Origin of the sequence: Aerococcus sp. Group 2, assembly GCF_905125285.1 — a bacterium.
Lineage (GTDB): Bacteria > Bacillota > Bacilli > Lactobacillales > Aerococcaceae > Aerococcus > Aerococcus urinae_E.
In genome coordinates this window covers 95,084-110,280 of record NZ_CAJHPA010000002.1, presented here as the reverse complement: position 1 = coordinate 110,280, position 15,197 = coordinate 95,084, and the positions used below count along the sequence as shown (strand labels likewise).

The window sequence follows — 15,197 nt, the reverse complement described above, 5'->3', positions numbered from 1 at the left end:
TAGTTAGTAAATGGTTGTAGGTGCAATGGCAATTGAACTGGATACAGTCGTTGTTGGGGCTGGACCTGGCGGATACGTTGCGGCGATCCGCGCAGCCCAAATGGGACAAAAAGTAGCCATTATTGAACGTGAATATATTGGTGGTGTCTGCTTAAACGTTGGCTGTATTCCTTCCAAGGCTTTAATCCAAGCTGGACATGCTTACCACGAAGCCAATGGCGGTTTAGACGTCTTTGGTGTGGATTCAAAAGCTAGCTTAGATTTCACCAAAACACAAGAATGGAAAGACAATAGCGTGGTTAAAACCCTAACTAGTGGGGTAGAAATGCTATTGAAGAAAAATAAAGTGGAAATTATCCGCGGGGAAGCTTTCTTCAACAATGAACGTGAATTAACCGTGATGGGTGAAGGTGATGAACACCAACTCTATAGCTACAAACACGCAATCATTGCAACAGGTTCCCATCCAATTGAAATCAAAGGCTTTAAGTTTGGTGGCCGTGTCATTGACTCCACAGGTGCCTTAAACTTAAAAGAAGTGCCTAAGAAACTTGTTGTTATCGGTGGTGGGGTCATCGGTGCTGAGCTCGGTTCAGCTTATGCTAACCTCGGCAGCCAAGTCACCATCTTAGAAGGTTCTCCTCAAATCTTACCTAACTTTGAAAAAGATATGGTTAAGGTTGTCGAAAAAGGCATGAAAGCCAAAGGCATGGATATCCATGTTAATGCCATGGCTAAGGAAGCTGTCGACAACGGGGAATCTGTAACCGTTAAGTATGAAATTGACGGTAAGGCTAACGAAGTTGAAGCGGACTATGTCTTAGTCTGTGTTGGTCGTCGTCCTAACACTGAAGATCTTGGCTTAGAAGCCTTAGGTGTTAAGAAGAATGACCGTGGCCTAATTGAAGTTGATAACCAAGGTCGCACCAGCGTGAAGAATATCTTCGCTATTGGTGATGTGGTTCCTGGTGCTGCTTTAGCCCACAAAGCGTCCTACGAAGGTAAAATTGCTGCGGAAGCTATTTCTGGTAAAGCCGCTGCAGTGGACTACAAGGTAATGCCTTCCGTTGCCTTCACTGACCCTGAAATTGCTTCTTATGGTCTAACCGAAAAAGAAGCCAAAGACCAAGGTCTTGACGTGAAAGCAACCAAGTTCCCATTAGCTGGGAATGGACGGGCTTTGTCATTGAACCAAAAAGAAGGGTTCGTGCGCCTAGTTGCTACTAAGGATGACAAGGTGATCGTTGGTGCTCAAATGGTCGGCGTTGGAGCTTCAGACGTGATGGCTGAAGCAGGCCTAGCTATTGAAGCAGGTATGAACGCTGAAGACATTGCCCTCACTATCCATGGCCACCCATCCCTCGGGGAAAGCTTAATGGATACAGCAGAAGGCGTTCTCGGCATGCCAATCCATATGTAAGCATAAAATAATACAAGAAAGGCTCTTGCTCCGGCAAGGGCTTTTTTATTAGCTAATATGTGACTAATCAATGATCTATGACTTGCACTTTAGGGATTTCTTAGCCATACTAAGGAAAAAGACTAGGATGGAGTGTCGCTATGAGTAAAATTACTGATAAATTTAAGGACTATGCCTTAAAAGGAGGCGTTCCGGTTGAAGAATCTAAGCTGGAAGGTGGACAGAAGCTCTTCCGGATGGGAATACAGCTGCCGGATAGGGAGGTTATCCCTGTAGCCATCATTATCGACGGTAAGGAAGACCCGGCGGTGGATTATCAAATTACCTACAGTAAGCTAGCCTATGTGAAGGACTATAACCAACGAGGCGAGGCTTTAGATGAAATTAACCGGCTTAACCGGGTCCATACTGGCTATTTCCACCTGTGTTTAGCGGGTGATGGTGAAATTTATTTAAGAACTTTAGGCCGGGTATCGGAAGATGTGCGCCCCCTTTATGAGATTATTATGGCCGGCCAACAGGTCTTAAGGATCTTAGTCAAAGAATCAAAGCTGTTTAAAAACTAACGGATTAGACTTGATAGAGGAGACTGCATGCTAACATGCGGTCTTTTTTTATGCGCTTTTTTAGCTGAAAATTGTTAAAAAAAGTAACACATAAAAACCGGTTTTTCACGTAATGATTAGCAAATAACTTATTTTATTAATAAATAATAAAGAACCCTTAAATTTCTATGTAAAATAGTTTGACAATTCAGAAGTAAATACGTAAAATATAAACAACTATAGCAAATATGTAAGAAAATATAACATATTTGATTATCGCAGGATTGGAGTGAGAAAAATGATCATTGAATTTAAAGATGTGGAAAAGTATTACGGTGATTTTCATGCCTTAAAAGATATTAACCTTGGCATTGCTGAGGGAGAGGTGGTCACCTTGATTGGGCCGTCTGGGTCTGGTAAGTCGACCCTTTTGCGTTGTATTAATGGCCTGGAAGAAATTTCTAGTGGTCATCTCTATTGTGATGGCGAGGATATTGCTGATCCTAAAACCAATATCCGTCAAATCCGCCGTGACTTTGGCATGGTCTTCCAACACTTTGAATTGTATCCGCATATGACCGTTATGGAGAATGTGACCCTGGCACCGATTAAGGTCATTGGAAAGACCAAAGAAGAAGCCTATGAGCGTGCAGAGCGGCTACTCAAACGCGTGAATATGTGGGACAAGCGGGATTCTTATCCAAGCCAACTCTCTGGTGGTCAAAAGCAAAGAGTGGCCATTGCTCGGGGCCTGGCTATGAAGCCTAAGGTCTTGCTTTTTGATGAACCCACTTCAGCCCTGGACCCAGAAATGGTCGGTGAAGTCTTAGAAGTTATGCAAGGCATTGCCCAACGTGATCAAATGACCATGGTGGTGGTTACCCACGAAATGCGCTTTGCCCGCCATGTCTCAACCCGGACTATCTTTATGGAGGCGGGTGAAATTGTCGAAGATCGTCCGAGTGAGGAATTCTTCAGTCAACCGAAATCACGACGGGCGCGTGACTTTATCTCCTCCCTTGAAGGTTTATAAAAGGAGGGACTACCATGAAAAAACCGTGTAAAAAGCTCTTGCTCCTCGCCCTGACAGGCCTGCTGTGTTTGCTCAGCGCCTGTGGGAAATCTGTGAGTGAGAAAAATATTATGGACCGCTTGCAAACTGACCAAGCCCCTAAGATTCGTTGGGGAGTCAAGGTGGATACCAATTTATTCGGCTTTTACAACATTGAAAAAGGAGAAGTTGAGGGCTTTGATATTGATATCGCTAAGGAATTGACCAAGCGGATCGCCGGCCCCAATGCTCAAGCAGAATTTGTCGAAGTGACCTCTAAAACCCGGATTCCATTACTCAAAAATGCCAATATCGACGCTATTATTGCCACTATGACCATTTCTGACGAGCGGAAAAAACAGGTCGATTTTTCTGATATTTATTTTAATGCCGGGCAAGCTCTCTTAGTAGGACCAGATGTCAAGCTTAAGGGGGTTGAGGACCTGGGATCTGACCATACGGTTCTTGCGGTTAAGGGGTCTACTTCAGCACAAAGAATTAAGGAACACGCCCCTGAGGCCAAGGTCTTGGAATTGGAAAATTATTCGGAAGCCTTCACTGCTCTGAAATCTGGTCAAGGCCAAGCCATGACCACTGATAATGCCATTCTTTTGGGGATCAGTAAGGAAAATCCCGACTACCATATTGCGGGATCTACCTTTACCCGGGAGCCTTATGGGATTGCGGTCAATAAAGGTCAAGACGACTTCCGCCAAGCCATCAATCAGGGCTTAAAAGACATGGTTGCTGACGGCAGCTATCAAGCCATTTTCAAGAAGTGGTTTGGTGACCAGGCTCAAGAAGCGTCTATTGCTAATGACGCCAAGGAGGGGGAGTAAAATGTTTCAATTATTGAATAACTATTCCAGTGAATTGTTCCTCGGTTTTAAGAATACCATCATGGTCAGTGTCTTAGCCTTAGTTTTCTCCTTAGTTATCGGGAGTTTGGTGGGGATTATGCAAACCAGCCATCATAAGGGCTTACGGATGCTAGGAGACATCTACGTGGAATTTTTCCGCAATATTCCCTTGTTAATTATTGTAATGTTCTTCTACGTGGTGGTGCCCTTATACTGGGTGAAATTAAATGGATTTACTGCCGGTTTAATCGGTCTCACTATCTATACCTCGGCCTTTATTGCTGATGTGGTGAGGTCGGGAATTGAAGCCGTTCCCCATGGACAAATGGAGGCGGGTCTATCTCAAGGTTTCACCGCGACTGAGACCATGGTCTACATTATCTTCCCCCAAGCCGTTCGCATTGTGATCCCACCATTAGGCAACCAGTTCATTAATCTAGTGAAGAACTCGAGTATCTTGGCTATGGTTGCTGGGCTAGACTTGATGTATTTTGGGGATTTGATTGCTAGTGAAACCTTTAATACCTTTGATTCTTATATCTTAGTGGCTTTGTTCTACTTAGTGTTAACCATACCACTGACTGCCTTGATGCAGTATCTAGAACGGCGCTTGAGTAACTAGGAGGGATGATCATGAATTTTTCTGATGCTTTTTCTTGGGTAAATATTTCCTTTCTTTTAGAAGGATTATGGGTGACTTTGAAGGTCACCGGGATAACCATCCTTTTGAGCTTACTCTTAGGGACATTCTTAGGAGTCATTCGTTACCTCAAGCTCCCTTTTATAGCCAAGGGAGTAGGCTTAGTTGTTGATACCATCCGTAATTTACCCTTGCTATTAATTATATTTTTTACTTACTTTGCCTTACCACAAATCGGTCTGCGCTTGAATATCTTTTGGGCAGCGGTGGCAGCGATGACCATCTTTGAGTCTTGCATGATTTCAGAAATCATTCGTGGTGGGATGAACGCTGTGCCTAAGGGGCAAATGGAGGCGGGGCTTTCAACTGGCTTCACCCGTGGTCAGGTGATTATTTTAATTATCCTACCCCAAGCGATCCGGTCCATGCTACCGTCCATTGTCAGTCAGCTGATTGCTCTCATTAAGGATACCAGCTTAGCAACGGTGATTTCCTTACCAGAGCTGACCCATAATGCCCGGATTATCTATGGTCAGGAGACCTCTTATGTGATTCCAATTTTTGTGGCGATGACCTTCCTCTATTGGATCACCTGCTTCCTCCTGTCACGCCTAGCTAAGCGGTTGAAATTTGCCGGATAAAATGACAAATAAAAACTCCTCAATGCTTGCTTTAGGACTCTGTTGATTTAGAGCCAGAGCAGCAATGAGGAGTTTTTTATTTGATATGGATGGGACTTTTAGTCGGTCTCGTTTTGTAAAGCTAACTGGGCTTCCTCAGGGAGGAGTTTAAAGGCAGTACCGAGCTCAAGTTCTTCAGGCAGGTAAAGCGAACCGATTCGAAAGCGTTGCAGGTAGATAACCTCTTTTCCAACTGCTTGAAACATGCGCTTGACCTGGTGATACTTGCCCTCTGTCAAGGTCACGGTGATTTCCGACCGGTTCTTAGCTGGATCAGTGGCCAAGATATCTAGCTGACTCGGGGCACAGTGGTCGCCTTGGTCGATGGTTAAGCCTTTAGCAAAAGCTTCGACATCCTCTTCAGTCACAATACCCTCAATCTCAGCATAGTACTCCTTGCTGACTAATTTCTTGGGTGAGAGGAGGTCATGGGCGAAGTCGCCGTCATTCGTCAGAAGGAGAAGGCCCTCGGTATCCTTATCTAAGCGCCCCACGGGAAAAGGTTGGTAAATCTCAACTTCGTTAGCTGGCAGAAAATCCGTCACAATCGCTGTGGGACCGGGACGGGTAGTAGATAGACAATTTTGTGGTTTATTAAGCAGGTAATAAATGTAAGGTTCATATCCGATCCATTGCCCGTCTAGACTAATGGTATCGGTCTCTTCGTCAATCTGCATTTCTGGTCGGCTGGCAATAGAATCGTTCACTGTAATCCGTTTGGCCTTGATTAACTTTTTGACTTCTTTACGGCTATAGAGGGTAAAATTGGCAATGAATTTATCTAAACGCATAGTAATGCTCCTTTATTAATGACTTTATGGCTGGGATTAAAGTTCCAAACTTCTTTAATAGGAATGATTGTTCTTTGGCGTGACTGTCGCATTCTATCCAAACGTGCTCCAAGCGCAAGGCAAGCGTCCACTTCAGAAAATGCCGACAAATTCTCTTTGAGAATTCTTACGCCATTTTCTTCCAGTGGTCTTGCCTTCTGGTGCGCTTGTCACACTCTATTTCTTTATTAGCTGTTTTTGTTTGCTATAATAAATATAGTTAATATTAAGAGAGGAAATAAACATGAAAGCTTATTCTTATCCCTTTCCCTTTGAATGTTCTAGTCAAGAGATTGCTGATGTGATTGCTTTATGGGTTGCCTTGGAGGCGGCTTATGAAGGCGGTATTGACCGCCAGGAGTTTCTCGACAAGTACAAGGGCTTTAAGGAAATTATACCAAGTAAGATGGAAGAAAAACAATTAGCTAAGGAATTTGCCCAAGCATCTGGTTATGAACTCTATCCTACTGTGAAGAAAGCCCAGCAAGAATCCAGTAAAACAATAAAAATGGCTTAATGCTTTACACTCTTTTAAGTCTAGCATAAAGAGTGTAGGGCAGGATTAATGGAAACTATCTATATTAAAGGAGGTAATCTTTTGGATTTAAATAAACGTGCCCAATTGGTGAGACAGTGGATTTACCAAGCTGCTGATCAGATTCATGAAGGCTTGAAGAATCCCTTGATCGTTCAAACCAAGTCCAATCCTAAAGACCTAGTGACTAATCTCGATCAATCAACCGAAAAATTTATCCGCAGTCAGATTAAGGCCCACTTTCCTCAAGATAAGATCTTAGGTGAAGAGGGGGGGCAAGGACAGATTGACAGCTTGGAAGGACCAGTCTGGATCATTGACCCCATTGATGGGACCACAAATTTTGTCTGCCAGCATAATCACTTTGCTATCATGGTGGCCTTTGCCTTGGATGGGGATGTCCAACTTGGCGCCATCTATGACGTGATGAATGACGACTATTTTTCAGCTGTCAAGGGCCAAGGGATCCAACGCAATGGTCAACCCTACCAAGTCCCTTATGACGACTTAGCTATCAGTGAGAGTCTGATCGCCCTTAACCGGCAAATCTTACTCGATGACCGCTACCATGCTAAAGACCTGGTCAGTCAGTCCCTAGGGATTCGCTACAACGGCAGTGCGGGTTTGGAAATTCTCAATGTCTTAAAAGGGGAATTGTCCCTATATGCCGCCTTAGCCCTCAAGCCTTGGGATTTAGCGGCAGGGGTGGCCCTAGTCAATGAAAGTCCTTTGAAACTGACCCAGCTCGATGGCCAAGCCCTTAATCTCATGCAGGCTAATGCTTCTGTGATTGCCTATCCTAGCGCCTATCAAACCTTCCGTGACCTCTATGAACGCTCAGTGCAGGAAGGCAATTAGGTGAGTCGCTCTTGTCCATCGACTGTTAACCAAACTTTTGCTTGACTGCAGTCGAACGGATAAATCCTAGTTTTTTCCCAACTGATAAAAAAACTAGGATTTTAGACAGATGAGTGTTACAATGAATCGTCTGTAAAAACCAAAAGCATTAACAGAAAATCAAAACAAGTTCATTATTATTTTGTTTGGAGGAATTAAAATAATGGGAAATCGCAATGATATTCGTAACGTCGCAATTATTGCTCACGTTGACCACGGGAAGACAACGTTGGTGAACCAACTCTTAGAAGAATCAGATACACTGGATGAGCGTACCCAGCTGGCTGACCGTGCCATGGATTCCAATGCGATTGAACGTGAACGCGGAATTACTATCTTAGCCAAGAACACTGCGGTGAATTACAAGGGCACCCGGATTAACATTATGGACACTCCAGGCCACGCCGACTTCGGTGGGGAAGTGGAACGGATTATGACCATGGTGGATGGTGTGGTTTTAGTGGTGGACGCCTTTGAAGGGACCATGCCTCAAACCCGCTTCGTCCTACAAAAGGCCTTTGAAGCGGGTAAGCCAGCCGTGGTTGTGGTCAATAAAATCGATAAACCTGCAGCCCGTCCCCTAGAAGTGGTTGACGAAGTCTTAGACCTCTTCATCGAACTGGGGGCTGATGAGAGTCAAATTGAATTCCCAGTCGTTTATGCTTCCGCTGTGAACGGGACTTCAAGTTTGGCTCCTGATCCTGAAAAACAAGAAAAAACCATGGATCCGCTCTTTGATAGTATTCTGGAAAACATTCCTGCCCCAGAAGATAATGAAGATGAACCCCTCCAATTCCAAGTCTGCATGCTCGATTATAATGACTATGTCGGTCGTATCGGAGTGGGCCGGGTCTTCCGGGGAACCATTCGAGTGGGCGATACCGTGACCTTAAACAAGTTAGACGGTAGTCAAAAGAACTTCCGGGTCACTAAATTATTCGGTTATCTCGGTTTAGACCGGATTGAAATCGATGAAGCCAAGGCCGGCGACATCATTGCCGTTTCTGGGATGGAAGACATCTACGTGGGTGAAACCGTGACCGATACTGAAGTTCAAGAAACCCTACCAGCCCTACACATCGATGAACCAACCCTACAAATGACCTTCTTAACCAACGACTCACCATTTGCTGGTCGTGAAGGGGATAAGGTGACCGCACGTAAGATTGAAGAACGGTTGAAATATGAACTTCACACCGATGTTTCCTTACGGGTTGAAGATACCGACCAACCAGACCAATGGGTCGTTTCTGGTCGTGGGGAACTCCACCTTTCCATCTTGATTGAAAACATGCGTCGCGAAGGCTTTGAACTCCAAGTGTCACGGCCAAAAGTTATCCGCAAGGTTATTGACGGAGTAGAATGTGAACCATTTGAAGCCGTACAAATTGATACGCCGGAAGAATACCAAGGTGCCGTGATTCAATCCTTAAATGAACGCCACGGGACCATGCGTAATATGGAAAACACCGGACGGGGAACCGCGCGTTTAGAATACTTAGTACCTTCCCGGGGGATGATTGGTTACTCTACTGAATTTGTGCAAATGACCCATGGTTACGGGATCTTAAACCATACCTTTGAACAATACCAAGCTGTGATTAAGGAAGAAATTGGTGGCCGGCGTAATGGGGCCTTAGTTTCTACCGAAACTGGTAAGGCTACCACTTATGGGATCATGCAGGTTGAAGACCGCGGGACCATCTTTGTTGAACCAGGGACTGAAGTCTATGAAGGCATGATTGTCGGAGAAAACGCCCGTGAAGCGGACATTGACGTGAATATTGTTCGTTCTAAGAACTTAACTAACGTCCGTTCAGCAACCAAGGACCAAACCGCTACCATCAAGGCACCACGGATCCTAAACCTGGAACAATCGCTTGAATTTATGGATGACGATGAATACTGTGAAGTGACTCCAGAAAATGTTCGTCTCCGTAAACAAATCCTGAACAAGAGCGAACGGGCCCGTTACAACAAGCGTAAAAAGAAAAATGACTAAGCATGCTGATTGAAGCGGACTAGTCGAATAAAGGTTGAGACTTTGTCTTGGCCTTTTTTATTGAAATTTTATTTAAAACCTGTTCCAAAAGTCAGCCCTGACGTCCACTTCACAAACTATGTACGATAGGCTTTCGCCTATCTTTCATAGTTTGCTCCAGTGGTTCAGGGCTCTTTTGACTTTTGTCACACTCTCCACTTTTTTCCCCTCGCTATGCTATAATTGAAAAATAGGTCAGCATTTAATCTTTATTTTATAGAATATAATCAATGAGGAGCGTTTTGATGCGATTGATTCATTCAGCTAGTCAAGGCAAGGCTAGCCAAGCAAAATCTAATAAAAAAAGTAAAAAAGCCAGAAAAAAAGCGAAGTTTTCCCATCCGATTTTTCAAAACTTTTCCTGGGGGTTAAACCAGCATATCCTGATTCCTAGTTTTCTCTTGCTGGTGCTCGGTCTGATTGGGGTCTTTTCGGCTTCCAGTTACCGGTCCCTCCAAGAAACCGGCTATGAATCGGCCACCACTTATATTGTCCGCCAGGTTGTTTTTGCCTTCATTGGGACAGTTGTTGGCTTAGTGACTTATCGCTTTAAGCCTGATTATTTCAGAAAACCCAAGTTCAGAAGTGGCTTGCTCTTAGTGATGACAGTTCTCCTCTTGGTGGTGCGTTTCCTGATGCCAGCCATTAATGGGGCCAAGGGCTGGATTATTTTGGGGCCGATTTCGATTCAACCAGTCGAATTTCTTAAGCCCGTGATGATTCTGCTCTGGGCAGACTACCTAGACCGCCACCGCTTGGCGATCTTGAATAAAGGCTTCTTTAAGACGGTGAAGGCCAACCTGGTCCTTCCTTTGGCCTTATTTTTCTGGCTGGGACTGGTCCTCACTTTCCCAGATACTGGGGGAGTCCTCTTATTAGGCTTAATCTTAGGGGGCATGACCTTAGCGTCAGGAATTTCTAGTAAGTATACCCTCAGAACCCTGGGACTAGGCGCCTTAGCCTATGTCCTCGTGATAGGACTTTTGAACCTCTTCGATTTTTCGGGCTCAGGGGACGTCAACTACCGGATCCAACGCTTTATTTCCTTTACTGATCCCTTCAAAGTCGCCAAAAGCTCGGGACTGCAACTAGTCAACTCCTTCTATGCCTTAGCCATGGGCGGCTTACTGGGTCAAGGGCCAGGCAACAGTATCCAAAAGACCGGCTACCTGCCTGAAGCCCATACCGACTTTATCATGGCGATCATCGGAGAGGAGTACGGCTTTATCGGCCTCTTTGTAATCTTGGCCCTTTATTTCTATCTCACCTTCTATATTTTCTACCGGGCCAAGAAAATTCAAAATAACTTCTACCAATTGGTTATGATTGGCGTGGGTTTCTATTTCCTCAGCCAGGCCATTGTCAACCTGGGCGGGATTACTGGTCTTATCCCTATTACCGGGGTTACCTTCCCCTTTATTTCCTACGGGGGTTCCTCAATCATGACAACTGGAATTATGGTAGGCTTGGCCCTAGCCATTGACTACCGTAACCGCCGGATGATGCTTGCTCAACAGCTTTCTTAATTTCTTGTGTTATAATGAGGCTATTATAACCGCTTTCATAGGCAAAGCTAATTCAAGCATTAACGGAGGGAATATTATGATTAAAAAAGTCTTAGTCGCCAACCGTGGCGAGATTGCGATTCGGGTCTTTCGGGCCTGCTATGAATTAGGCATTGAAACTGTGGCTATCTTCGCCCGTGAAGATGAAACCAGTGTCCACCGTTTTAAGGCTGATGAATCCTACCTGGTTGGTGCCGACAAGAAACCTGTTGATGCCTATTTAGACATTGAAGATATTATCCGCATCGCTAAGGAAACCCAGGCCGATGCCATCCATCCCGGCTATGGTTTTCTCTCTGAAAACCAAGAATTTGCTAGTCGCTGCCGGGAAGAGGGGATTATCTTCATTGGACCAAATACCGATACCCTAGACATGTTTGGGGACAAGATTAAAGCCAAGGCTGCTGCCCATCAGGCGAGCATCCAAGAAGTTCCCGGGACTGAAGGGGACGTGGAATCGGTTGAAGAGGTCAAGGCCTTTGCCAAGGAAGCTGGCTATCCGATTATGGTCAAAGCTGCCCTAGGTGGCGGTGGCCGGGGAATGCGGGTAGTTCGCTCTGACGATGAAGTGGAAGAAGCTTATAATACCGCTAAAAGTGAAGCCAAGACTGCCTTTGGTTCTGATGAAATTTATGCGGAAAAATACATTGAAAACCCTAAGCATATTGAAGTCCAAATCTTAGGTGACCAGGCCGGCAATGTGGTCCACCTATGGGAGCGGGACTGTTCGATCCAGCGTCGCCACCAAAAAGTAGTGGAAATGGCGCCTTCCGTTTCCTTAGACCATGACTTAAGGCTGCGGATTTGTGAAGCAGCTCGGCAATTGATGGAGAATGTGGGCTATGTTAACGCGGGAACTGTGGAATTCCTGGTTTCTGGTGATGATTTCTACTTTATTGAGGTCAATCCCCGGGTCCAAGTGGAACATACGGTCAGTGAAGAAATTACCGGTATCGATATTGTCCAAGCTCAGATCCAAATCGCAGCAGGGAAGACTTTAGCAGAGATTGGGATTCCTAAGCAGGAAGGCATGCCCCTGATTGGCTATTCCATCCAATGCCGGATCACGACGGAAGACCCTGCCAACCATTTCTTCCCTGATACCGGGAAAATTAATACTTACCGGTCACCGGGTGGATTTGGCTTGCGTTTAGATGCTGGGAATGGTTATACCAATACTGAGGTTTCGCCTTACTATGATTCCCTCTTAACCAAGTTGGTTTCCCATTCCATGACCTTTGAAGATGCGGTGCGCAAGATGGTCCGGGGGCTACGGGAATACCGGATCCGGGGTGTCCACAATAATATTCCTTTCCTAATGAATGTGCTCACCCATCCGACCTTTACCAGTGGCCAAGCCACCACCACCTTTATTGACAATACTCCCGAACTTTTCGATTTTCCTAAGGAGCGTAACCGTGACCGGGGCAATAAGATCCTCCAATATATTGGGGACACGACCGTCAATGGTTTTCCAGGCTTACAACAAAAAGATAAACCCCACTACCGTCCGGCCCATCTTCCAGATTTAGAAGAAGTTTCTCTAGACCGACCAACTGCCAAACAAGTCCTTGACCAAGAGGGCGTTTCAGGAGTGCAAAGTTATATCCATGACACTAAGGAAGTCCTCTTAACTGAAACCACCATGCGGGACGCCCACCAAAGTCTGATCGCGACCCGGATGCGGACCCGCGATATGCTCAAGGCGGCTGAACAAATGGAGGCGGCTAACCCAGCCATTTTCTCCCAAGAAGTTTGGGGCGGGGCGACCTTTGACACGGCCTATCGTTTCCTAACCGAAGACCCTTGGGTACGGTTAGAAAAACTCCGTGAAGCCATGCCTAATATCCTCCTGCAAATGCTCTTTAGAGGGTCCAATGCGGTGGGCTATACCGCTTATCCGGACAATGTCTTACGGGCCTTTATTAAGCAAGCGGCTGAAACGGGAATCGATGTCTTTCGAATCTTTGATAGTTTGAACTGGTCCAAGCAAATTGAACGGCCTTTGGAATTTGTCAAGGAAACTAGAAAGATTGCCGAAGCAGCCATGTGCTATACCGGGGATATTCTAGACCCTAACCGCAGCAAGTATGACCTCAATTACTATGTCAACTTAGCCAAGGAACTCCAAACTATGGGCGCTGACATTATCGCCATTAAGGATATGGCAGGGCTCTTGAAACCGCAAGCAGCCTATGTCTTGATTTCTGAATTAAAAGAAAAAATCGATGTTCCTATCCATCTCCACACCCATGACACTTCGGGTAATGGGATTATGATGTATTCCGAAGCCGTTCGGGCGGGCATTGATATTGTGGACGTGGCTACTTCAGCCTTCTCCTCAACGACCAGCCAACCAAGTATGACCAGTTTCTACTATGCCTTGGAACACAATGACCGTAAGCCAACAATTAACGTGAAGAACGCCCAAGCTATGAACCAATACTGGTCAGGTGTGCGGACCTATTATGAGGACTTTGCCTCCGGATTAAAAACCCCAGAAACCGAAATTTACCGGACCGAAATGCCAGGAGGCCAGTATACCAACCTCCAACAACAGGCCGCTTCAGTGGGCTTAGGGGACCGTTGGGAAGAGGTCAAGGTCATGTACCACGATGTCAACTTACTCTTTGGTGATATCGTTAAGGTCACTCCATCTTCTAAGGTGGTCGGTGATATGGCCCTCTTCATGGTTCAAAATGACCTATCCATTAAAGACTTCTATGAAAAGGGCAAGACCATCGATTTTCCTGATTCCGTGATTGAATTCTTCCAAGGTAAGTTAGGTCAACCTGCAGGCGGCTTCCCAGCAGATGTCCGCGACATCATCCTCAAAGGGGCTGACTACACTGAAGAACGCCCCGGTGACCTCTTAGAACCGGTTGATTTCGACCAAGTCAAGGAAGACTTAAGCGAAAAATTGGGCGATGAGGTCGATAATAAAGACGTACTCGGCTATCTCATGTACCCCAAAGTCTTCACCGATTATCGGGAGAAACTGGCTCGTTACAGTGACATCTCAAATGTCGATACGCCTACCTTCTTCAATGGCATGCGGCAAGGTGAGACCATTACCGTTGAAATTGAAAAGGGCAAGGTCCTCCTCATTCGCCTGATTGAAATTGGGGAAGCCGACCACTCTGGTCAACGGATTATTTACTTTGATCTGAATGGTCAACGGCGGGAAATTGCCGTCCAAGACGCCCACTACACCAATGTGGTGGCTAGTCGTCCCAAGGCGGATACCAATAACCCCAACCATATTGCGGCAACCATGCCCGGGTCGATTCTTAAGGTGGAAATCAGTGAAGGCGACCATGTCAGTGCTGGCCAAGTGGTCTTAGTGACTGAAGCTATGAAGATGGAAACCACGATCAAGGCACCAAAAGCTGGCAAGGTCCGCCAAGTCACTGTTCAAGCAGGAGAACAAGTTGAAATCGGAGACCTACTCATTGAACTGGAAACTGAATAAGACAATAATAACTTCAAAGAAAGGAGCCTGGTGCCATGACCAATTCATATACCCAACGGCAAGAACTCGTTGTCTGGTTGAATTCCACTCAAAAAACCCGACAATTGAAACGCTATGGCTACCTTCACTATCTAAATAAGGAACGCAAATACGCCATCCTCTATGTCGATAAGGACCAGGTAGAAGAAGCCATCGAGGGACTCAAGAAAGTCCGCCAAGTCATCAAAGTCACTGTTTCTCCCAAAGCCACCATTAACATGGACTTTACTGTGGCCTTGGATGGCGAAGAAGACCGCGCCAAAGTCATCAAGGAATTTGAGGACTTCACCTATCCGCCAAAATAAACAATCAACGTAGCAGAAAAACTGCTGCGTTTTTTATTTGCTTAGAAATAAAAGTTAATATAAAGCTAAATAAAATTATAATAAAACTTACAATGTCAGTGATGTTGACCCAATGATGACAATTGTCATAAAAATGTAATTTATTTAATAATTTCTATTAAAATATACAAATTGCCTGCTATGAATGGTTTTTATCGTGTCATATTTTAGTAATTTTATAAAATATGATTAAATTGTGAACTTTATGTGCTTTATTCGTACAAAAAATAAAAATATCTGTTAAAATAAGAGATATGAGGGAGAGCGGTGATAAATTT

The 15,197-nt window shown here is 45.1% G+C and carries 13 protein-coding genes; 12 read left to right on the top strand and 1 reads right to left on the bottom strand.

Features of this window, described 5'->3' with window-relative positions; genetic code table 11:
• Positions 1 to 10: 10 nt before the first annotated feature.
• From lpdA to JFU01_RS02840, 6 genes are all read left to right on the top strand, one after another.
• Positions 11 to 1,420 (top strand): dihydrolipoyl dehydrogenase, encoded by a 1,410-nt coding sequence (gene lpdA / locus JFU01_RS02865; RefSeq protein ID WP_195855993.1) that lies wholly within the window; start codon positions 11 to 13, stop codon positions 1,418 to 1,420.
• Between the two features lie 140 nt (positions 1,421 to 1,560).
• The gene (locus JFU01_RS02860) at positions 1,561 to 1,986 is read left to right on the top strand and encodes a hypothetical protein (protein ID WP_195855994.1); all 426 of its coding nucleotides are present in this window, start codon (positions 1,561 to 1,563) and stop codon (positions 1,984 to 1,986) included.
• Between the two features lie 277 nt (positions 1,987 to 2,263).
• Positions 2,264 to 2,998: an amino acid ABC transporter ATP-binding protein gene (locus JFU01_RS02855; RefSeq protein ID WP_013669549.1), complete on the top strand. Its 735-nt coding sequence runs from the start codon at positions 2,264 to 2,266 to the stop codon at positions 2,996 to 2,998.
• A gap of 14 nt (positions 2,999 to 3,012) precedes the next feature.
• Positions 3,013 to 3,855: a glutamate ABC transporter substrate-binding protein gene (locus JFU01_RS02850; RefSeq protein ID WP_195855995.1), complete on the top strand. Its 843-nt coding sequence runs from the start codon at positions 3,013 to 3,015 to the stop codon at positions 3,853 to 3,855.
• A 1-nt stretch (position 3,856) separates the two neighbouring features.
• Entirely contained in the window at positions 3,857 to 4,498 is a 642-nt protein-coding gene (locus tag JFU01_RS02845) for an amino acid ABC transporter permease (protein WP_064292723.1), read from the top strand.
• 11 nt (positions 4,499 to 4,509) lie between these two features.
• A complete protein-coding gene (locus JFU01_RS02840; protein WP_013670079.1) occupies positions 4,510 to 5,157 on the top strand; it encodes an amino acid ABC transporter permease in 648 nt (215 codons plus the stop codon).
• Between the two features lie 98 nt (positions 5,158 to 5,255).
• Here JFU01_RS02840 and JFU01_RS02835 read toward each other — a convergent pair whose 3' ends face one another.
• Complete coding sequence (locus tag JFU01_RS02835; RefSeq protein ID WP_195855996.1) at positions 5,256 to 5,987, bottom strand: pseudouridine synthase; 732 nt, start codon at positions 5,985 to 5,987, stop codon at positions 5,256 to 5,258.
• Positions 5,988 to 6,270: 283 nt separating this feature from the next.
• Here JFU01_RS02835 and JFU01_RS02830 point away from each other — a divergent pair, with 283 nt between their 5' ends.
• The 6 genes from JFU01_RS02830 to JFU01_RS02805 all read left to right on the top strand — a co-directional run bounded on the left by JFU01_RS02830 (position 6,271) and on the right by JFU01_RS02805 (position 14,880).
• Positions 6,271 to 6,543, top strand: coding sequence for a UPF0223 family protein (locus tag JFU01_RS02830; protein ID WP_195855997.1), 273 nt, complete (start codon positions 6,271 to 6,273; stop codon positions 6,541 to 6,543).
• Positions 6,544 to 6,624: 81 nt separating this feature from the next.
• On the top strand, positions 6,625 to 7,419 hold the full coding sequence (locus JFU01_RS02825) for an inositol monophosphatase family protein (RefSeq protein ID WP_195855998.1): 795 nt from the start codon (positions 6,625 to 6,627) through the stop codon (positions 7,417 to 7,419).
• A gap of 202 nt (positions 7,420 to 7,621) precedes the next feature.
• Positions 7,622 to 9,460 carry a translational GTPase TypA gene (gene typA / locus JFU01_RS02820; RefSeq protein WP_013669550.1) on the top strand — a complete coding sequence of 613 codons (1,839 nt, stop codon included), beginning with the start codon at positions 7,622 to 7,624 and terminating at the stop codon, positions 9,458 to 9,460.
• Between the two features lie 284 nt (positions 9,461 to 9,744).
• Positions 9,745 to 11,025: an FtsW/RodA/SpoVE family cell cycle protein gene (locus JFU01_RS02815; protein WP_195855999.1), complete on the top strand. Its 1,281-nt coding sequence runs from the start codon at positions 9,745 to 9,747 to the stop codon at positions 11,023 to 11,025.
• Between the two features lie 76 nt (positions 11,026 to 11,101).
• Entirely contained in the window at positions 11,102 to 14,536 is a 3,435-nt protein-coding gene (locus JFU01_RS02810; protein ID WP_195856000.1) for a pyruvate carboxylase, read from the top strand.
• A gap of 35 nt (positions 14,537 to 14,571) precedes the next feature.
• Positions 14,572 to 14,880: a YlbG family protein gene (locus tag JFU01_RS02805; RefSeq protein ID WP_195856001.1), complete on the top strand. Its 309-nt coding sequence runs from the start codon at positions 14,572 to 14,574 to the stop codon at positions 14,878 to 14,880.
• Positions 14,881 to 15,197 lie beyond the last annotated feature (317 nt).